The sequence below is a fragment of the Vibrio sp. 10N.247.310.24 genome, from assembly GCF_041467175.1.
Lineage (GTDB): Bacteria > Pseudomonadota > Gammaproteobacteria > Enterobacterales > Vibrionaceae > Vibrio > Vibrio tasmaniensis_A.
Window position 1 is genome coordinate 90,908 of sequence record NZ_JBFSUD010000001.1, and the last position, 19,463, is coordinate 110,370.

Annotated in this window: 25 protein-coding genes and 1 pseudogene; 18 read left to right on the plus strand and 8 right to left on the minus strand. The window is 41.6% G+C overall.

Features of this window, described 5'->3' with window-relative positions:
• Positions 1-2 precede the first annotated feature (2 nt).
• From AB6E08_RS00300 to rmf, 4 genes are all read left to right on the plus strand, one after another.
• A complete protein-coding gene (locus AB6E08_RS00300) occupies positions 3-263 on the plus strand; it encodes a glutaredoxin family protein (protein ID WP_012603885.1) in 261 nt (86 codons plus the stop codon).
• Complete coding sequence (locus AB6E08_RS00305; RefSeq protein ID WP_009846664.1) at positions 241-2,157, plus strand: ABC transporter ATP-binding protein; 1,917 nt, start codon at positions 241-243, stop codon at positions 2,155-2,157. The genes AB6E08_RS00300 and AB6E08_RS00305 overlap by 23 nt, the downstream gene beginning before the upstream one ends.
• 9 nt (positions 2,158-2,166) lie before the next feature.
• Positions 2,167-3,897, plus strand: coding sequence for a DUF3466 family protein (locus tag AB6E08_RS00310; RefSeq protein ID WP_371708353.1), 1,731 nt, complete (start codon positions 2,167-2,169; stop codon positions 3,895-3,897).
• Between the two features lie 162 nt (positions 3,898-4,059).
• Positions 4,060-4,233 (plus strand): ribosome modulation factor, encoded by a 174-nt coding sequence (rmf, locus tag AB6E08_RS00315; RefSeq protein ID WP_009846667.1) that lies wholly within the window; start codon positions 4,060-4,062, stop codon positions 4,231-4,233.
• A gap of 314 nt (positions 4,234-4,547) precedes the next feature.
• Here the strand turns inward: rmf and fabA are convergent, their stop codons facing one another.
• Both fabA and AB6E08_RS00325 read right to left on the minus strand, forming a co-directional pair.
• The gene (gene fabA / locus AB6E08_RS00320; protein ID WP_010440782.1) at positions 4,548-5,063 is read right to left on the minus strand and encodes a bifunctional 3-hydroxydecanoyl-ACP dehydratase/trans-2-decenoyl-ACP isomerase; all 516 of its coding nucleotides are present in this window, start codon (positions 5,061-5,063) and stop codon (positions 4,548-4,550) included.
• Between the two features lie 70 nt (positions 5,064-5,133).
• Positions 5,134-6,786 carry a Lon protease family protein gene (locus AB6E08_RS00325; RefSeq protein WP_017101104.1) on the minus strand — a complete coding sequence of 551 codons (1,653 nt, stop codon included), beginning with the start codon at positions 6,784-6,786 and terminating at the stop codon, positions 5,134-5,136.
• Positions 6,787-6,975: 189 nt separating this feature from the next.
• Between AB6E08_RS00325 and matP the strand changes: the two genes are divergently transcribed.
• From matP to AB6E08_RS00340, 3 genes are all read left to right on the plus strand, one after another.
• A complete protein-coding gene (gene matP, locus AB6E08_RS00330; protein ID WP_009846670.1) occupies positions 6,976-7,431 on the plus strand; it encodes a macrodomain Ter protein MatP in 456 nt (151 codons plus the stop codon).
• 23 nt (positions 7,432-7,454) lie between these two features.
• On the plus strand, positions 7,455-7,763 hold the full coding sequence (locus tag AB6E08_RS00335) for a DUF3634 family protein (RefSeq protein ID WP_012603889.1): 309 nt from the start codon (positions 7,455-7,457) through the stop codon (positions 7,761-7,763).
• A gap of 104 nt (positions 7,764-7,867) precedes the next feature.
• Positions 7,868-8,179, plus strand: coding sequence for a hypothetical protein (locus tag AB6E08_RS00340; protein ID WP_102249656.1), 312 nt, complete (start codon positions 7,868-7,870; stop codon positions 8,177-8,179).
• A gap of 160 nt (positions 8,180-8,339) precedes the next feature.
• Here AB6E08_RS00340 and AB6E08_RS00345 read toward each other — a convergent pair whose 3' ends face one another.
• Together AB6E08_RS00345 and AB6E08_RS00350 are read right to left on the minus strand one after the other, a co-directional pair.
• Positions 8,340-8,942: a DUF2971 domain-containing protein gene (locus AB6E08_RS00345; protein WP_371708354.1), complete on the minus strand. Its 603-nt coding sequence runs from the start codon at positions 8,940-8,942 to the stop codon at positions 8,340-8,342.
• 354 nt (positions 8,943-9,296) lie between these two features.
• Complete coding sequence (locus tag AB6E08_RS00350) at positions 9,297-9,896, minus strand: outer membrane beta-barrel protein (protein WP_372031408.1); 600 nt, start codon at positions 9,894-9,896, stop codon at positions 9,297-9,299.
• 220 nt (positions 9,897-10,116) lie between these two features.
• Between AB6E08_RS00350 and AB6E08_RS00355 the strand changes: the two genes are divergently transcribed.
• The 4 genes from AB6E08_RS00355 to AB6E08_RS00370 all read left to right on the plus strand — a co-directional run bounded on the left by AB6E08_RS00355 (position 10,117) and on the right by AB6E08_RS00370 (position 11,405).
• Complete coding sequence (locus tag AB6E08_RS00355) at positions 10,117-10,476, plus strand: hypothetical protein (protein WP_371707907.1); 360 nt, start codon at positions 10,117-10,119, stop codon at positions 10,474-10,476.
• Positions 10,473-10,670 (plus strand): hypothetical protein, encoded by a 198-nt coding sequence (locus AB6E08_RS00360; protein WP_371707906.1) that lies wholly within the window; start codon positions 10,473-10,475, stop codon positions 10,668-10,670. The genes AB6E08_RS00355 and AB6E08_RS00360 overlap by 4 nt, the downstream gene beginning before the upstream one ends.
• Before the next feature lie 300 nt (positions 10,671-10,970).
• On the plus strand, positions 10,971-11,189 hold the full coding sequence (locus AB6E08_RS00365; protein WP_371707905.1) for a hypothetical protein: 219 nt from the start codon (positions 10,971-10,973) through the stop codon (positions 11,187-11,189).
• Between the two features lie 9 nt (positions 11,190-11,198).
• Entirely contained in the window at positions 11,199-11,405 is a 207-nt protein-coding gene (locus AB6E08_RS00370) for a KTSC domain-containing protein (protein WP_371707904.1), read from the plus strand.
• A gap of 98 nt (positions 11,406-11,503) precedes the next feature.
• On the opposite strand, the gene AB6E08_RS00375 is transcribed toward AB6E08_RS00370, so the two are convergent.
• Together AB6E08_RS00375 and AB6E08_RS00380 are read right to left on the minus strand one after the other, a co-directional pair.
• The gene (locus tag AB6E08_RS00375; protein ID WP_371707903.1) at positions 11,504-12,649 is read right to left on the minus strand and encodes an Abi family protein; all 1,146 of its coding nucleotides are present in this window, start codon (positions 12,647-12,649) and stop codon (positions 11,504-11,506) included.
• A 172-nt stretch (positions 12,650-12,821) separates the two neighbouring features.
• Positions 12,822-13,571 (minus strand): BRO family protein, encoded by a 750-nt coding sequence (locus AB6E08_RS00380; RefSeq protein WP_208775457.1) that lies wholly within the window; start codon positions 13,569-13,571, stop codon positions 12,822-12,824.
• 260 nt (positions 13,572-13,831) lie between these two features.
• Here AB6E08_RS00380 and AB6E08_RS00385 point away from each other — a divergent pair, with 260 nt between their 5' ends.
• Both AB6E08_RS00385 and AB6E08_RS00390 read left to right on the plus strand, forming a co-directional pair.
• On the plus strand, positions 13,832-14,089 hold the full coding sequence (locus AB6E08_RS00385) for a type II toxin-antitoxin system Phd/YefM family antitoxin (protein WP_016787072.1): 258 nt from the start codon (positions 13,832-13,834) through the stop codon (positions 14,087-14,089).
• Positions 14,077-14,379, plus strand: coding sequence for a type II toxin-antitoxin system RelE/ParE family toxin (locus AB6E08_RS00390; RefSeq protein WP_017101740.1), 303 nt, complete (start codon positions 14,077-14,079; stop codon positions 14,377-14,379). Before AB6E08_RS00385 ends, AB6E08_RS00390 begins: the two co-directional genes overlap by 13 nt.
• A gap of 205 nt (positions 14,380-14,584) precedes the next feature.
• Here AB6E08_RS00390 and AB6E08_RS00395 read toward each other — a convergent pair.
• A pseudogene (locus tag AB6E08_RS00395) lies at positions 14,585-15,403 on the minus strand (ISNCY family transposase); the annotation flags it as partial.
• Between the two features lie 351 nt (positions 15,404-15,754).
• On the opposite strand from AB6E08_RS00395, the gene AB6E08_RS00400 reads away from it, so the two are divergent.
• Positions 15,755-16,009 (plus strand): hypothetical protein, encoded by a 255-nt coding sequence (locus AB6E08_RS00400; protein ID WP_372064969.1) that lies wholly within the window; start codon positions 15,755-15,757, stop codon positions 16,007-16,009.
• Positions 16,010-16,258: 249 nt separating this feature from the next.
• Here the strand turns inward: AB6E08_RS00400 and AB6E08_RS00405 are convergent, their stop codons facing one another.
• Positions 16,259-16,747, minus strand: a complete 489-nt coding sequence (locus AB6E08_RS00405; RefSeq protein ID WP_372064967.1) for a helix-turn-helix transcriptional regulator — start codon at positions 16,745-16,747, stop codon at positions 16,259-16,261.
• Positions 16,748-16,828: 81 nt separating this feature from the next.
• Between AB6E08_RS00405 and AB6E08_RS00410 the strand changes: the two genes are divergently transcribed.
• The 4 genes from AB6E08_RS00410 (at position 16,829) to AB6E08_RS00425 (ending at position 19,462) form a co-directional block, all read left to right on the plus strand.
• On the plus strand, positions 16,829-17,047 hold the full coding sequence (locus AB6E08_RS00410) for a hypothetical protein (RefSeq protein WP_258957340.1): 219 nt from the start codon (positions 16,829-16,831) through the stop codon (positions 17,045-17,047).
• Positions 17,044-18,327, plus strand: a complete 1,284-nt coding sequence (locus AB6E08_RS00415) for a replication initiation factor domain-containing protein (RefSeq protein WP_372064964.1) — start codon at positions 17,044-17,046, stop codon at positions 18,325-18,327. Before AB6E08_RS00410 ends, AB6E08_RS00415 begins: the two co-directional genes overlap by 4 nt.
• Before the next feature lie 2 nt (positions 18,328-18,329).
• A complete protein-coding gene (locus AB6E08_RS00420) occupies positions 18,330-18,680 on the plus strand; it encodes a DUF1293 family protein (protein ID WP_122047591.1) in 351 nt (116 codons plus the stop codon).
• Between the two features lie 110 nt (positions 18,681-18,790).
• Positions 18,791-19,462, plus strand: coding sequence for a gcrA cell cycle regulator family protein (locus tag AB6E08_RS00425; RefSeq protein ID WP_122047590.1), 672 nt, complete (start codon positions 18,791-18,793; stop codon positions 19,460-19,462).
• Position 19,463: the final 1 nt, after the last annotated feature.

Sequence of the window (19,463 nt, forward strand, 5' to 3'; positions counted from 1 at the left end):
GCGTGCTGACTCTCTACAGTACAGAAGGGTGCCATCTATGTGAGATGGCATTCAAACTCACGGAACAGTTAAACATTAGCCATCACGTCAACGTTGTCGACATTGCATTTGATGATGAGCTCTTTTCCCGTTACGGGGTCACTATTCCGGTGCTCAAATTTGAAAGCTCTGACTTTTCTCAAAGCTCAGAGCTTAACTGGCCATTTGGCTTGTTAGAACTTAATGATTGGTTAAAAAAGAATGGCATTACTTACAATTCATAACGGGCAATTAGCGTTTGGCGATCACCCGTTATTAGATCGTGCGGATTTTGCACTGCAAGAAAACGAACGTGTGTGTTTAGTAGGGCGCAATGGCGCGGGTAAGTCTACGTTGATGAAAATCCTGTCAGGGAACATCATCATGGACGACGGCAAGATGCAAATCACACAAGATGTGGTTGTGTCTCGCCTTGAGCAAGATCCACCGCGTAATGAAGAAGGCACCGTTTATGATTACGTTGCTGGTGGCCTAGCGGAAATCGGCGAACAGTTGAAGATCTATCATGATCTTTTGGATCTCATTGGTACTGACCCTAGCGAAAAGAACTTAAATCGTCTTACTCGTGTGCAAGAGCAGTTGGATCATGCCAACGCATGGCGTTTCGAAGATCGCGTAAGTAACGTAATGGCGGCGCTTAAACTCACTGCTGAAACAAAACTGACGGATTTGTCTGGTGGTTGGCAACGTAAAGCGGCGCTTGCTCGTGCGCTTGTATGTGACCCAGACGTGCTTCTACTCGACGAACCGACTAACCACCTAGATGTTGCGACAATCGAATGGTTAGAAGGCTTCCTGAAAGACTTCCGTGGTTCAATCATCTTTATCTCGCATGACCGTGCTTTCATAAAATCGATGGCAACTCGCATTGTTGATCTTGATCGCGGCAAGCTGAGCTCGTTCCCTGGCGATTACGAAAACTACTTGCTAGAGAAAGAAGAAGCGTTACGTGTCGAAGAGATGCAGAACGCTGAATTCGATAAAAAGCTCGCTCAAGAAGAAGTGTGGATTCGTCAGGGCATTAAAGCTCGTCGAACGCGTAACGAAGGCCGTGTACGTGCACTTAAGAAGTTGCGTGAAGAGCGCATCAATCGTCGTGAAGTGCAGGGTAAAGCGGTTATTCAGATCGATGATGGTCAACGTTCAGGCAAGATTGTATTCGAAGCAGAGAATCTTAACTTTGGCTTTGAAGGCAAAGAGATTGTTAAAGATTTCAGCTTCAACATTATGCGTGGTGATCGTATTGCTCTGATCGGCCCTAATGGCTGTGGTAAGAGTACCGTGCTTAAACTGCTTCTTGATCAGCTGAAGCCTGATTCTGGCCGTCTACATTGTGGTACTAAACTTGAAGTGGCTTACTTCGACCAATATCGAGAAATTCTAGACCCTGAGAAGTCAGTAATTGACAATCTGGCGGATGGTAAGCAAGAAGTGACAGTAGGCGGCCGTGAGCGCCATGCACTTAGCTACCTACAAGATTTCTTGTTCTCTCCTAAACGTGCTCGTACTCCTGTGAAGGCACTGTCTGGTGGTGAGAAAAACCGCCTGTTATTAGCTCGTATTTTCCTTAAGTCGAATAACTTATTGATTCTCGATGAGCCAACCAACGATCTAGATATCGAAACTTTGGAACTTTTAGAAGATTTGCTTGCCAACTATCAGGGTACGCTTCTTTTAGTGAGCCACGATCGACAGTTTGTTGATAACACGGTTATGACAAGTTGGATTTTTGAAGGCAACGGCGTTGTTGAAGAATTTGTTGGTGGTTACCACGATGCTCAGCAACAAAGAAAGCAGGCTATAGAGTACCGACAGGTTGAAAAGCCATCAAAGCCAGAGAAAGTAGTTGAGGAAACTCCCAAAACTGCGCCAGTTAAGGCTAAAGCTAAGAAGTTATCGTATAAGCTACAACGAGAACTAGAAGCGCTACCTTTGCGTTTGGAAGAATTGGAAACTCAAATTGAAACTCTTCAGGAAGAAGTCAACGATCCTAGCTTCTTTTCAAAATCTGTAGAGCAGACACAACCAGTATTAGATAAGCTATCTGCAGCAGAGCAGGAGCTTGAAGTTGCTTTTGAGCGCTGGGAAGAGCTCGAGGCACTACAACAGGAAAGTTAAGAAGTAATCATGACTTGTAATAAATTTAAATTAACAACAGTTGCAGCCTTAGTTTTGGCTGCAACTAACGCGAATGCTGCACTGTACAAGGTAGTTGAAGTCGCGACTCCTAGCTCAATTGTCGGAGCTTCTGAAACGTTTGGTGTCGCGATTCAACCAGCGGCGGTTACCGGAACTGAAAGTTGTTTTACCGACGCTACTATCGGCGGTGTCGCATGTGATAGCTTTAAGCTAGCAGGTGAAACTCGTAATTCGCTTGAAGCCATTAGTTACCGTGAAGAAGTTCCTTTTGCTATGGATGCTGTCTTCCAATATTTACAAGAGTTCGATGACTTCAAAAACTATTGTAACCGTGAACTAAGATATTCCACATGTGAAAGCTGGGCGAAAACTCGCTGGGAAGATACTTGGTTTAAGGAAAGAAACAACCTGAGTTATGTAAATGCAAAGGCATTTATAGAAGGCGGGGCAATACTCGATACTCGCAATACAGTGATCAACTCTCTAGATAAAGATGCCAACCCACTCGGTGTTAAGTCTGAGGGAACCATCCGAAACAATGCAATATTTACAACGACAGCCAAGCCTGCAGGATCTTCTGAGACTCGTGCATGGAAAGCTATCAAAGCAAGTAATGGTATTGTTTACAATGTAGGTAGTGTTTCTACTAGTGAAACCATTACGGAGACGTCAACGCCGGATCCTGTATTTAGTTCAAAAGCTGCTATTTGGGATGGTACGAATACCAAGCAAATCGATTGGACTCGTGGTGGAACTGCTAGACAAGGCGATTACTATGCTCAAGGTAGCATGCGTTCAATTGCCGAATCGGATACTAAGTTTTATGGCGTAGGCTACAATACTGTTGATGGTAGTCGTGATCTGCAAGATATGAATGCATCTGTATTCATCAGTAAATCTCTGGACTTAGCTGACAGCGCGAATACTTGGACGACCAAATCAATTGAGGGGGCTAAGGTCAACTCTAACTCGTCTAATGATTACAAATACAGTAACTCTGTAGCGACCGATATCAACAAAAACTTGTTTGTTATTGGTAACTCTAAGCGTAATGGTCGAGTACCTGAAAATGGTAGCGCAGGCAGCAAGATGTTTGTTGTTACTAATGCTTCAGTTGCGACTCCAACAGCGACATACCTAACGGGTGGTATCTTCTTTGCTGGTTCGAGTGGTGAAGCTAGAGCAGTTAACAACTTCAATGAAATTGTTGGTCAAGTTGACGCAGAAACAACGCGTGAAGTTGATGGAAGTGAGCGTAGACACCGCGGCTTTATTTATCCATATCAAGCAACGGGTACTGACCCATCAAGAATTGATCTGTTTCAGAACAAAGCTTGGTTTCTAGATGATCTAACTAACGACGGCAACGTTGCTGGAGAGAACAACAAGTTCCGAATCATTGATGCTTCAGGTATCAACGATGCGGGTGTTATCTCTGCAACAGCTATAAAATGTATGATCGATACAAATGGAGACGGTAGAGGTAACGATGAACGAGCCTACGATACAACGTCTCACAATTCATACTGTGCTGGTGCTGCGTCTAATGCAGTAGAAGAGGTTGTTGCGGTTAAATTGATTCCTATCGAAGGTAAAGGTAAGAGTGATATCCAAGCTCGTAGTACTGATACAGCAAAGGTCGATCGTAAAGGCGGTAGCTTAGGTTGGTTCGCTTTGACTGTACTCGGCTTATTAGGGTTCCGTAGAAAATTTAAATAATTTCATCTCTTGAGCCCGAGTTCACAATTCTGAATTCGGGCTTTTTTTTCGCCTTGAGAAAAGTGAAAAACTGGTCGATTCTTAAAGTTGGAGTCACAAAAACTCCGCAAAGTTGTAATCATTGTATGTTAGTAAATAGAACACCCGTATGAGGACTGCACTATGAAGAGACAAAAGCGTGATCGACTAGAACGAGCACAATCTCAAGGCTACAAAGCTGGTATAAACGGTAGGTCACAAGAAGCTTGCCCATATAGCCAAATGGATTCTCGGTCTTATTGGTTAGGTGGTTGGCGTGACGCCAAAGGTGATAAGCAATCAGGTCTCTATAAATAGATAGGGCGGAACATATTCAAAGATCAAGGCTCCATTGTTGTAAAGCAGTGGAGCCTTGTTAGTTTCTGAATGGGACATAATATCAATCGTAGAATAATGGCGTAGAGAGCTAATGCTTTAAACTGATACTGATACTGATACTGATAGCGGAATACACAGTTGCTGGTGGACTAATACAGTACAGTTTCGGGATAAGAAAGTTTGTTTAATCAGTACATTCTAGTGCACTATAACAAATGTATTGGAGTAAAAATAAAGCAGCCAATGGCTGCTTTATTAAAATCTAACTGCGTTACTCTAATTAAATGATTAGATTAGAATGCTGACGTATCTTGGAAAAGGCCAACTTTCAAATCTTTAGCAACATAAATCTCTTTGCCATCAACAAGTACGCGACCATCTGCAAGGCCCATAACTAGGCGACGGTTAACAACACGCTTCATGTGGATTTCGTAAGTCACTTTTTTCGCAGTAGGTAGGATTTGACCAGTGAATTTCACTTCGCCTACACCTAAAGCACGGCCTTTGCCTTTGCCGCCAACCCAACCAAGGTAGAAGCCAACAAGCTGCCACATTGCATCAAGTCCTAGACAACCAGGCATTACTGGGTCACCAGGGAAGTGACAGTCGAAGAACCATAGGTCAGGAGTAATATCCAGTTCAGCAAGAATCAAACCTTTACCGAAATCACCTTCAGTCTCAGACATTTTAGTGATGCGATCCATCATCAACATGTTCGGTGCTGGTAGTTGAGGACCTTCAGGCCATAGTTCGCCTTGGCTTGATGCTAGAAGATCTTCGCGAGTGTAAGAATCACGTTTGTTTTGCATTATCAATTACTCCAATTTTTGATAGGTGCATATTAGTGAACAGGTGTACGCTAAACAAGTCCGATCAGTACTAGACAAACCAGTTTTTAATGCGTCCAACAATTCCAATAGGGTGCTCATGTCTTTCAAAGTTTTCAATACGTTCCGCAATTTTGCTTAGAACGCTTTCTTGTTCATCGTCTCTAAATGGTTTGTTCATAATAAGAGGAATAGCTTCATCTACATTAGAGACAGACCAAATATGGAATTCTTTGTTTTTGATGCTTTCAATTAGGTCTGGCTTCAGAGCAAGGTGTCTTAAGTTGGATCTTGGAAGGATCACACCTTGTTCGCCAGTTAACCCGTTGTGTTTACACACATGATAGAAGCCTTCGATTTTCTCGTTTAGCCCACCAACTGCTTGTACACGACCGAATTGGTCGACAGCTCCGGTTACTGCTATTTGTTGATTGATAGGGTATTCCGACAAAGCACTGACCAAAGAGCAAAGCTCAGCAAGAGAAGCACTGTCGCCATCAACTTCGCAGTATGATTGCTCAAACACAACAGAAGCAGCATAGGGCAACGGATCTTCAAGGTTTAACGCGCTGCTTACAAACGCTTGCATGATCATCATACCTTTGGCGTGAAGGTTACCACCGAGTTCCGCTTTGCGCTCAACGTCGGCAATGTCACCATCACCAAAGTGGATAACACATGAAATTCGGGCTGGTTCACCATACGATACAGGGTGTCCTGGTACATCGATAACCGTCAGACCATTAACTTGTCCAACTTGTTCACCCTCGGTTTCGATAATAACTTGGCCATCTCGAATATCATCAAGAGCACGTTCAGGTAAGTACGATTCGCGGTTGTATTTGTGTTGCTGTGCTTGCTGAATATGGTGACCATCGATCTCATCATGGTCGGCTTCAATCAAAGCTTCGTTCAATAACGCATTGTGCCAAATCGGGCACAACGGTATATAGCTTTGGTCTTCAGTTTCTCTTGCTCCAGCAGTTAGAATGCCTGTCACCGCCTGTTGCGTGATGTTTGGCAGTTCATAACGTTGTTGGAGCCATTTAAGGTAACCAAGATATTGCGTCAACGTCTCTTCTGTTAGCTTTATGTCTTGTTCAATTTCACTGAATAGGCAGAAACCAGTTTGAATATCACTGTCTAGATAATCAAGATCGCCGAGTTGAGCTCGGTCTCCAACCACAATCAACTTAATATTGTAGGTAAGCGGTAAAGATGGAGATTGGTTTAAGTGTTCTGGGTTGCTACTGATGGGCTCTACGGCCTCACCAAGAAGTGCAGACTTAAGCAGTAACCAGCTTCCCGGGTTTGCTAGAATCAAGTTGGCTGAAACAATCAGATAACCATTGTTCGCTCTAGCCAGTAAGCCAGGCTTTGTCGCAACGACTTGGCCGTCTTTTGATTGAACTTGGTCAAACAAAGAGACAGCATTTAAAGACTCAGTTTTTATTACTGGTAACGTGTGATCATCTAGAGCAGTAACTAAAGATTCAACAATCATTTGACGATAGATCGAATTGTCCGGAGCGTTGACAAGTAAAACACGCGAAAGGTTGGACAAGCGGACAAAGCGGGTTAACGCATCGTTGAATCTATGTTGAATGTCTGAAAATGGGAAAGGCGAGATGTCAGGGAATTGCTCTAATTGAGCGCTATATTCGTCGTACTGAGGCGTAACATGTCGCCAATCTACTAGAGTCATTTAAGTTTCTGATTATGATAATGAGGTAGGGAGTATATAGAAAAACCGATCTCGCTTGTAGCTCTATGTTGTAGTTACTAATCACTAAGCTAATATAAGTATGATCTTGGTCTATTCTTTCAAGACAACAATTGTTAAATAGCCTATTTTGGGTTACGCTGTCACTAGGATTAACTCTCGAGATTAGACATGAAATATCAGCAACTTGAAAACTTGGAATGTGGTTGGAAATGGAACTATCTGGTCAAAAAATGGAAAGAAGGCGAGTCGATCACCTGCCATATTGATTCAAGTGAAGCTGACGTTGCTGTACAAGCCTTATTGAAGCTTGAACACCAACCAACAGGTGTTCTTGAGTGGATATCTGACAACATGTCTCCTGAGCTCGATAACAAGCTCAAGCAAGCGATTCGAGCTAAGCGAAAGCGTCACTTTAATGCTGAACAAGTTCACACTAAGAAAAAATCAATCGACCTTGATTATCGTGTATGGGAAAAGCTATCCCAGCGTGCGAACGAGCTAGGTTGTACGCTATCAGATGCCATCGAGTATTTGGTAAGCGAAGCATCTCGTAGTGAACAGGCCAGCAAGACAGTAACCAATCTTAAAGAAGATTTAAGCAAGCTCCTTTCTGACGATAAATAATCATCAACAGTAGTGGTGACATTATGATGTATGTAATCTTAATCGGTGCAGCGTTGGTTTTTTGGTTAGTTGCGGTTGATAGGCCGGTATTGAAAATTAAATTTAACGATGGGGCGATCGAACAAGTTAAAGGTCATCTTCCACCGAGCTTTAAGCACAACCTTCAAGAGATTGGCCACAACAACACTTTTAAAGGTGAATTAAAAGTGTACGCAAAGCGTTCTGGTTATAATCTCAAGTTCACAAAGGATGTACCTAAGAACGTGCAACAACGTATCCGTAATGTATTCCCGCATAACGGCTTCAAATCTAAAGGTTCAAAGAAGGCGTAATTGTCGAGAATTACGTCTTATCTTGTCAATCTCCATACTAAGTTAGTTCTTCGCTTGCCTTAACCATCGTCATACTGTTCTCAGTTCCAATAAAGGAGAACAGTATGAGATATCTAATCCTTTTGTTGTTTTTTTCATCCCCAGTCGTATTTCCCGACGATGCATTGGTTAATCCGGTAGCCAAAAAAATCAAAGCCACGGTCATGAAAGGACTAAAAAAGAGCAATGTTGAAATTGATGGTTATTGTGACCTGATGATTGAAATGAAGCACTCCAAAGGTTACACAAAAATCAAGAGAGTGAGAACGTCCGGCGATAGTAAAGCTTGTAGACAGGCGAAACAGCACTTACCAACCAAGAAAAACTTCAAATACAGTTTTCCAGAAAAGTTCATCCGACTTCATATCACAAACTGACCATTATAATGCACTATAACTAAATGATATTAATATGATTGTCTAAAACGCCAATGAATACGAGTGAATTACGGTGATCTGACTAAGATGTTAATTTGTTGCACTGTCACCTTATATAAGCAAATATGTCTCGTAGGGCGTTCATTTTACTGATATCTATTTAACAGAAGGTGCCAAATGTACACGAATCTTGTTTAGCGACAGCGTGTTTAACGGGGATGCCGAGGTGTTGGCAAGTCATTAGTACCTTTAGTTTTCTATCGGCAGGAGCATGTTCTGAGAGAATCACAGAGCTTATACACTCTTTATTCAGATACAGCTTGTTGCCAATAATCTCTTCATTGGGCAGTACCCAGCGATATTCTTTTTCGTAACGCCAGTTTGAATGTTTGATTCCAAGTACGCTCACGGCTAATTTCGATGCTTTTGATTTAACTAGCGAAGGAGAACTAAGCATGCTTGGGTTGTCAGTATACTGAACTTCAAAGCAATTGAGATCTGCCTCACCGTGATAACAGTTAAGATCATACTCAATACACATACCTTTAAAGTTATCGCCATACTGAGACCAAAGTATGGGATGGTCATTCGATTGAGAGAAGCACATAACCTTGAAGTCATTCTGAAGTTCTTTGTTGAACAGGTGATGAGATTCAAAAGGGTTATTAAAGGTCTTAGCGGAATCAAACCACAACGAACACTCGGATATCGATTGTATGTTTCTATCGTGAAGAGATCTGAACTTATAAAGTTTAGGCAACATATCAAACACCTGGTTTACAACATTGTCTGATGTTAACACTATAATTCATAATGTAAGCGTGAATGCATAGTGTTTGCTTGCTTAGTCACCAAGTTTAATCATATAACTGATTGATAGATCAAAATTTAAACACGAAATAGCAGCCTGTTTGAGTGATTTATCTTGCAATAGCGCTGGTTTTTTTAATAAGTTGCAACGTAACTTTATATTGGTGGAAGAATAAGTCTATATTTGGAGGCAATGTAAAGGAAGTTAAGTGAACCAATAATGATAAATCCGACCTCAAAGAGATCGGACTATTTGCAATGTTAGGCTAGTTGACCGCAATAAATTGGTCTAGCCATTGAAGGAACTTTAGAAATGGTATCGTGCACCAATGTATGCTGTTTTGGATGAAACATCGATGGACTCTATTTCAATATGTGCAGAGCGGTAACCGATATGAACGTCGATGTTATCGGTAATTATTGCGCCAAATTCTCCACCGATTTGGTAAGCGGCCTCAGATTCAGAAGCTGAGAGCCCAAAGGCTTTGATTTCCGTATCAATAGATCCAACGCCTGCTAACAGGGAGACATACAAATCCAAGACGTCGCCTTTAACGATGAATTTGGGTTTAACATTCACGAAGAAGGCTTGGCCTTCAATATCCATCATTTGAGCAAAGTTAACTTTGCCAATTTTTCGGTACTCCGCTTCTAATCCCAGCTTTACTACATCGTGTGTATTGAACTCATAACCGCCAACTAAGTTATAACTCAAGTCAGCTAGATCAGAAGAATCTTCAATTTTGCTACCGCGGTATTCTAATTCGGTTTCATTATAAAATCCGACATCTACACCTGCATAAAAATGACCGAGCTCTTTAGCTGCTGTGTCATTTTCATTAGCAAGCGCGTATGAACTGATGCCAAAAGCGATGAATAGTGATAGGGCAACCATACCGATTTTCATATTAAGCCTTTTATATAATAAGTTATTGATTCCTTGAATACCTTACCAAATGTAGAGCTTTTAAACTAATAATGGTTTTGTGTAACCATATGATTTTATGAACTTATTATCGATATAAACATCAATACGAAGCAACATGATTCGACTTTTCTCATATCGCTTTATATTTACACAATCAGTATGCCTTTAGCCGAACACAACAAGGTGGTGGGTAGGGAAACTGCTTAATCAAAACAAAGTTGAGGCGTTAAAGCGTAAAGATGAACTCGAAAATGAGAAGCATCAGGCGAGGGTACGGCGGTTACAAAATGGTGAAGAGCAGGCAAGTAGCCTTGATGAAGTCAGCATTCGAGAGCGGGGATTCAAAGACGAGTTCATTCTCTTGGTCGTGTTTGTGCCGCTTATCCTGTCGTTCATCCCCAATTATGCCCCTTATGTTGAGCAAGGCTTTGAGGCGCTGCAGGGCATCCCGAATCCGTATTGGTTTGTGGTGGGGGCAGTCGTCGTCGATACGCTCGGGATGCGCGCCATGGTGCGTTATCTCCTCGAGTTTTACGTCTCGCGGTGGAAGGGAAAATGATGAAGCTTTTAAGCACATTATTGATTGCACTTCTGACGGGCGGAGTCTCAAGCCTCGGCACGATTGCGGCTCTGAAAACGGACATCAATTGGATAAAGCGAGTGCAGCAAGACCAAGAGCAACGGATACGAAAACTGGAGATACCGAATGAAAGGACACAAGTGCAAAGGGCGCCGACCAAACGGCCAACTTAAGAAAGGATATACGCTCAAGAACGGACGCGTAGTTAGGGCGAATACCACACGAAAACGCTACAAAAAACACCGATGATTCACAGCAATCGAAAGGGCCATTTTCTTATAAAAGTGGCTCTTTTTGTATCTCACCTATAAGAAACTAATCTGTCAGCATGTAGTTTTGCACCAAATGATCTAAATCACTGTTATAAATAAGGTTTATGGGTATTATTACTCTTAAAAATCAGACTAGATAGAAAAGCTCTGCATTTAGATACAGAATTGTTCGTCTAATAGCTGTCAAATGTAGGGAGTATTATGTACACCGGATATTGGGTCGATAAAGGTTATATTTGGGGACCATCTGAATCAGGTAGATTCTGGATTGATGACGGATGGGTTTGGGGGCCATATAACTCTGGGAAATGGTGGATAGAAGGTAATTGGATTTGGGGACCAAATGATGGTGGCAAGTTCTGGATAGATGATGGTCACATCTATGGTCCTTCGAAAATACTACCGTGGTTAAAGAAATAGGAGTTTTTAATGATTGAATGGATAAGTGTTAGTTCAACAGTAATTCGTCGAATTGGGTATGAAGCCGAGTCTCTAAGAATGTATATTGATTTTGAGGATAGCGATCCTGTTTATACATTTTGCAGAGTTCCAGAGGGTGTCTTTAGAGAGTTTATTAGTGCAAGATCAGTTGGCCGTTATTATCACCAGTACATAAGGGGTCGATACGACTGCTAAAACATTTAACGAGCGGTTTAAGAGAAATTCGCAACGCGTGCATTTTTACTATGCGTTGCGGTTTTAGGGTCGTAGTTTACAGCGATTTTTGTGTTGGGCTACTTATCTTCACTAGGCTTTATAGCATCATCCACTTCATATGAGAAATCTGTAAGTAAATCAATCATATTTTGAACATTCTTTGCGTTATTCGTCAATGTGCCCCCAAGATCAAACTCTTCCTTAAAATTCAGAAGTGCATTTACCCTAGCTTCAAACTCCTCGAATGGTGATGGCTCACTAATAATAGGTAGCTTTTGGACTGTTTCTGGAAATAATCTGCGCGGGAAGCCACCTTCGGGAAAGCCCATAGACCTAAAATTAAAGCCTGGTATATCGGGTTTTTGGTCGATGATGTCCGCGATTCTGCAGATCCAATTTGAACTAGGGCCAATTTTTTTTAATAAAAACCAGATGACGGCAACCATGCCATAGAATTTACTTCTTTGGTTCTGGCCCAAGTCTAAAAGGTTAAAATAGCCTTTTCTTGGTATAGATAGAGTTCGCGGATTTGGTCTGTTACAGAGTCTAGCGTGGTGGGCACACCTATTTCTGATACCATTGAGGTTGATTAACCAGTTATCCAATTCTTTACGGTTGTCTAAACCTAGCCTATTACAGATAAGATCTTGGTTCTTACCTGATAGTATGCTATAAAACTTTGACAATGCACCAAAGTCCCAAACTTCAGCAGCGACCCAAATAGGAATAGGTTTCCCTTTATCTCGATGGTTATCAATACTTTCTTCTTTGCTGCCTTCAATTAATTTATTATGACGTGATAGCCAATCGTCATAATAAATCTTTGCACCAGCCTTAAAAGCATCGCGCGAAAATTGTTTCCGATCTAAGTAGGCTAGAGGGGCGATTCTACCTATTTCATGTGCGATGATTGTTCTCAGGTAGATCTCTATTCTTTCCAATGCATCGGTAAACTCAATTCGTAAACGTTTATCGAATAAGTAAAACTCAAATATATCTTCAAAGCACGTGTTTGCTTGAAATTCGTTGAAGTACTTGATATCACGGTCATTGCGTTTAAATTTTCTTGATGTATGCCAATAACCCGACAACCTATAATACCCAACTTGAGTTAGTTTCCGTTGGGCACGCAATGGGTCTTTAATTAACATACCTCTATCAGTTAAACGCTGAATGAGTTCGTCATATTCAAAAAATGGTTTTACTTCAACAGGTTGAGTCATATTATAAATTTCAGGTAAAAAAAAGGCCAAGACGTCACTGATGCTAGATCAGGAGGGGACATTGGCTCTGTTGGACGGGAATACTACGCTCATATGAATTAATGTCAATAAAAACTTAGCTTTTAAGAGCTTGTATTATACAAATAGGTTTGTGAGATCTATTAAGTATTTTTTATTTAGCTTCGATTAACTTTGGTAGGAACTCAAGAGCGATTGGGTCTCTGCTTTTGAAATAGTCTTTTGCTTTTGTGGGTACCCAAACTTCATCTACAAATTTGATGAAGATTGGAAGTATGTCGTTTGGGTACTCTCGCGCGTCACGTGTATGGCCATTGCCAAACATATGGCTATACATTTGAAAGCTGTCAGAGTGCTCTGGGTGGTGTAGGGTAAGGTATTTCGAAAAAAGAAGGCCAACACTCCCATCAGGCCTCATGTCCTTCCCATCAGTAGCTTTATCGGGTATTTCATACCCAAGCATCTCTAATGAACCATATAGTCTGATAAATAGCTCACCAATAACAGAAAAGTAGCCACGAGATACTCTGCCGTAATTCAAATTAAAACGGTTAACAAAACCAGGCAGTTTTACTTTACCGTAGAAACCGTTCTTGCGAATCTCTGGTAATACTTCTCGAGTTACCCAACGCTGGAATTTTCTAGCATTAGGTTTATTGCTTGCAAACACTAATTCGTACAATGCAGCTTCACTAATGAGAACTTGAAGTCTTCCGTTTATTGGGTTAGGCGAAAGCATCTTGTCTTCGTCATCTAACCTTTCAATAGGAGTCTTGCGATCAACGTAATCAAGGGCTGCGGTAACTTCATCTGCAATGAAGAAAAATTCGTTGTCAATTTGAACAGTAGTTAATTGATGCAAGTTAAAATCATCAAGTGTATTAGGTATGATAGACAGTTGCATTTAATGCCCCTTTAGAATAATTGTCAGGCTACGTCAAAGAGTAAGTATTAACGCTTTTGAGTACAAGAACTATGATCTTAACCAATAAAGCATGTTATGTTGACAATCTTCATCTATTGATAACTATATGATTAATTTCCACTTTATAGCTTATTTAGATTTAATATATCTAGAGCAAGCGGTTGATTCTCTTCTGCGCTAAGCTTTTTAGATGGAGAGTGATACAATAGTATCACTTTATTGTTTTTGGAGTCATTCTCATGAAAGTCGAGCTCGTTACTTCCCTCAAGCGTCAAGCGACCAAAATCCTTGCCGACCTGCACGACACCAAAGAGCCCGTGTTGATCACCGAGCATGGCAAACCTTCAGCGTATCTCGTGGATGTTGACGACTACCAATTTATGCAAAACCGCTTGGCTATCCTCGAAGGGATCGCCCGCGGTGAGCGCGCCATTTCTGAAGGCAAGGCGCTGAGTCATGACGAAGCCAAAGACAAGATGTCAAAATGGCTGAAGTGATTTGGAGTGAGCCCGCGTTATCGGACCTTAACGATATCGCGGAATACATTGCCCTTGAAAACTTAGTCGCGGCCAAACAGCTGGTTCGAAACATTTTCGACAAAGTTGAACGCCTCAGCGACTTTCCCGAGTCTGGGCGTCTGCCTCCAGAGCTCGAGCACCTGAATTATCGCGAAGTCGTAGTGAATCCATGTCGAGTTTTCTACAAGCAAGAAGGTGACAAGGTGTACATCTTGTTTGTGATGCGCGCGGAGCGAGATTTACGTCGGTTTTTGCTGAGCAAACAGTAAAGCGTTTTTGCCATCTCTGATAGGCTGATGGTCTACGCAGACGAGGGTTCAACATGGAGAAAAAGAAAAAATCACTTCCATCTAAATATCCCACTAAACCTAAACCAGTGCTTTCATGGACTGAGGCCAAATAGGTCACCATTCGACGACGTCGTATCGAGGGTGAATTGAGCCTCGGCGTATCGACTATCTCTCGACAGCAAGTCATGCCTTTTGGGTATTGAGCGGGCTTAGCAAAGCGATAGTTAAAATCGGCGACGAAGTAGGGAAGCCATCCGTTGGCTTGCTCGATGGTGTTGATGCCTTGTAAGCGTATCTCTTATGAGTTCTATCGCCAGCTCTTTCTGCACGCGCCCGTATTGGGTTTGGCCAACTTGTTTGTGTTTCTCCTGATTCACTCGAAATATGGAGTGTTTGTCGCTGTAAAATGCGATGGGTTTACCGTGCTCATTGAGGTATTCACGCGTCGCCAACATGTAGTCAAACGCGGATTCCGTTTCGCTGAATCTTAGGTTCATCAAGCGGCCAGTCGCATCGTCAATGAACACCAATAGGCAGCATTTGTCGCTGCGGCCTTCAAACCAGTCATGATGGGAGCCGTCAATTGGATAAGTTCACCCAAGCAATCACGACGGTAACGAGGCTGATAGACTCGAGGTTTGCATTGTGAATGTGGAAGCCACAGTCCGTCGGTGATCATCCATTGACGGAGTGTTTCTTTAGAGACGGATAGATTGTGTCGTTCAGTCAGTTTTTCCAGAGCGAACGTTGGTGAGAAGTCAGAGTAATGCTCACGGATAAGTTTCAGTATTTCAATTCTGAAATGTTCTGAGTAGCGTCGATTACTTGGGCGTCCACGGGCTGAGTGTGTAAGACTTTGAGCGCCAAGAGAGACCAGTTTGTTCACCAAACGTCGGATATGACGCGCAGACCGATTCAAAATGACAGCAGCGTCAACTTGGCGTAGTCGTTTTTCACGTACGTCAGTAAGAACCTTGAATCGATGAATATCTTTTTCACTCATAGTAATAAGCATCCGGATAACTCCTAAGCAGACCAATATAGGTAAGCTTAGGAGGACATTTTAAAATGGCTTAAACCGGACATTACTAAATTGCTCTAACAATCTAAGTGCGTATTATGGCTCTAAATTATGTTGAGTGGTTTGCTGTGCTTAACTGAATAAGAACGTGGGTGAGTAACATGCTCAATGAGGAGGCCAGCTTGTCTGGCCTTTTTGATGCCCGTTAGGAAAATCGTTGTTAGAAGTTAACCCGTAACATAATTTGCACAATACGCATTAAGTCTAGCCTCTTGAATATCTAAACTAAATCCCCATATAAACTAATGATACTAAACAAAATAAAGGCCATATATGACAATCAAAGATACTAGATATCCATTTGCTGAACACCTGAATGTCAACACTTTTAATAATGGTATTGTATCTCTCTACCATCATGAAGGTACAGACGAAGCTACTAAAAGATTACTAGCTGTTCGTTGTGCTTTAGAGTTGATTAATTCGGATGTATCTTCTGGCGGTGAGGCAAAAACATACCACTTAGGAGATCATTTTTCTTCTCTCTCAGCTTATGCTGACTTAATTCAAAAAGCTTTAGAGGTGTAGTCGCGTTAGTTGCGTTGTAAGCTAAAAACCTGACTTTACCAGTCAGGTTTTTTTATTGTCTGTATTCGTGTAATCCCCGACAGCAAGCGATGACGACGAGCGGAACTAGCGTAGGAGGAGGAGCGAGTGGGAGGGTGAACCCCCCGTCTTGTACTACGGGGGTACTTTTCACCTAACTATCAGCCTTCACCCACTATTCGCAAGTGTAGCGCGCCAGTGTTTGAGCGATAGCGAGTCCTACCTACTATATTATTTACTTAGGATCTCTTTTAATTTATCAGCGATCTTCTTTTTCTCTTCTTCTGAGTTTGATGCTAAATCTAGCTTCTCTAACATGTCTCTAGCTTTTGCTTTTTTCTCTTCATCAAAGATCTCGTATGGGTAATCTGAAGCTTTCTTCAATGCATTCAAAAAGCCGTCTTCATCATTGATATATTCTTGTATACCTATTAGGAATTCAGTGTGTGGCGTATGCTTTAACAATGTTTCAACTTTTCTTATGAACTCTATTGGTTCCATTTTTTGTTTGTGGAACTCACCTTGGCATAGTTCTTTTTCGCTTACTTTCAGTGCTTTAGATAACTTTCCCGCTAGTGATATTTTGGGCTCAGACTTTCCATTTTCCCACTTCAAGTATGTTTGGGTTGTAACTCCTACCATTTGAGCCACTTCGTTTTGCTTTAAGCCAAGCTCTGTTCTTGCTGTTCTGAGTACATCTTTCAACATTTTAAAATCCATATAAATACACCTTTGTTTAATTATACCCCTTGTTTTATACAGGATAGTGTTGACATTTACGAACCTGTAGGTTTGAGGTATATGAAAATGTACTTGACAGGGTTTGCTATGGAAACGATTTATTACGACATTTTGCCTGATTCATCTGTCTCAGTTTATGTGTGTGGTGAGTGGGATATGTTCAAGTCTTTCCGTAATTTGCAGTCTTGGTGTGAATCTGAGTTCTTAGAATTCGAGTTTATCGATATTACAGATACAACTTATCAGGAACGTATTTCAATCATGGGGGTTCAGTTATGAGTCGCGCTTGTATTGATTGCGGTCATATCTACGAGGAATCTCTCAGGGTTTGTTGTCCTGTTTGTGGCTCTGCCTTTCTTAACCAGGTTTCTGTCGATGCCCCTGACGCTTTTAAGCGTAAGCATCCTTATAAGGTTTCCCCTAAACATGTCTATCGCCCTACAAAATCAGGTCTTCAACCTGAGTTCGTAAAGCATTCACCAGAAGAGTTCACTTTCATTGAGGACTATGAGCAATCACCTGTGATTGTTGATTACCTTAGCTTTACGGTGAAACTTTCAGATTTTCGTCACTGTAAAAAGGACGCGCCTTATTCCGGTATTCACTTTCCTGACGAACCCGTTTTTAACGCTCATACCGCTAAAACTTTTGAAGAAGTTGAAGCTTACAATCGTTACTTTCAGTCGGTTTACACTGAGTACCTTGAAGAGACTTTAAGACGCTTTATTCAATATGTTTTAGGGTTCAGCTATGGCTCTGTTCGTGGTAAAGGCTTCCAGTTTTACGAGGATTCTTTTGTCCTAACATCTGATTCTGGTGATGATTACTGTGGTCAAGTTGGGATAGGAGGGAATAGGGATACCGTTCACTTTCAGATACCTGCTCATGGTTGTAAGTACCTGTTTTCTAGTCGTTCTTGTCACTTCTTGCACCATTGGCTTTCTACGGTTCTTTGCGTTAAAAACCTAGCTCGAATTGATTTGGCTTTTGATGATTATGACGGTGTCCATACTTGCGAGGCCGCGGAACGTGCTGCGCTTCTTGGTGGTTTTAAACGCTCTCGAGGCTTTAGTCCTAAAGTGAAAATTGGTGATGAGTTTCAATATGATTCGTCTGGTAACAAGGTTTTTACTCGTGAAGAACGTGATATCGGCTCTCGTCAATCGCTTGTTTACTGGCGTATCTATAACAAAAAATTAGAACGTAATATCAAGTCTGATAATTTTTCGTGGTATCGCTCTGAGGTTGAACTCAAGAAATATACCACTGACGTTCTTTTAAATCCTATCGGTCATTTCATTGGCTTGAATCAATATGCTGCTTCGATTGTTTCTACTGATGTTAAACCCGTTGTTAGTAAGTCTAAGGGGCGTAAGCGTGTCGCTTGTGATGTGCTTTCGGCCTCGTACTGGGCTAAGCGTCAATATGGTCGCTTGGTAAATTCTCTGCTTGAGCTTTATGAGGGAGATTTTGAAAGGGTGGTTACGTCGTTACTTCGTGATGATTCCGTTTTGTCTTATCCCTCTATGCATCAGAAATTAATAAATTCTTTGGAGTAATTATGGCTACACGTATTTTTGTATTGGGTATCGATTTTGTTTGGACTGCTTTTGGTGGTGAACAAGCTCAATTAAATATTTCTCGTCCTCTTCGTACTGTTGATACTGAGAACTATAAACGTCGTACTTTTGGTGAGTCAGGTGATGTGAATCAGAAGTATGACACACCGCTTATGGTTGACCGAGCTTATGCTGAAATGCTTGAGGAGACGGGTGCTCTTGTTCCTCGTCGTGAGTATGAAGTTGAACTTGGTTTGAACTTAAACGATCCATTAGCAGGGGCTATTGTGAATAAACTAATCCCTGTTGATGATGAAATCAAAAAGCATTTCGCCTCCTCTTTAAAGCAATAATTTGTCTCAAGAGCTAATTAATTTAATCGCTTTAGCCTCCCTGTTTTCGGCTTATTTATATTTGGGGGGCTAGGGTCTCTCATACTTAAAATAAAGGCTAGGGGGCTATAATGGACGGCTCATTTTTATCTCAAGACGTTAATCAAGATTGTTCTTTTTCGGATTTACTTGTGCGTTTACCTCAAGTTTCTGATAGTTCAGTTCAAGTTGTTGAAAAATCTCGACCTAAGACTGTTAGCAAGAGTTGGACTGTTGAAGAGTCTCGTTATTTAGAAGAATTATTCTTTGAGGGGAAAAACCTTTCTACAATCGCTCAAAAGCTTGACCGTACTTTTCCGTCGGTAGAAAACCAGATTCGTAAGCTAAACCTTAAACGCTTCAAGGAGTTATCTAAAAAAGATACTGAGTATTTAAAACAAAACTATTGGATACTCGATGTTGATACGTTGGCTAAAAAGCTAGGTCGTCAACCTGCCTCTATTCGTTATTTTGCGAATAAATTAGGGCTCAAGCGTGCCAAGTTAGATAGCGCTGAGCCTCCAATTCCTAGACGCCTAATGCCTTACGATATGGTTAAACGCCTATCTGTCCTAGAGCGTAACTCCCCAGATTCAAAAAACCGTGTCGATGACTCCGTTGTGATCTTCTATGACAAAAAGGGTCCATCAACACCGATGATGGCCATGCACCTCGATGATTTATGTTTGGCGCTTGATAAACATTTCAACCGTCGTGATGGTGTGACAGCTGCGGCTCTAACACATGGTTATAAGGCGGTGTAAT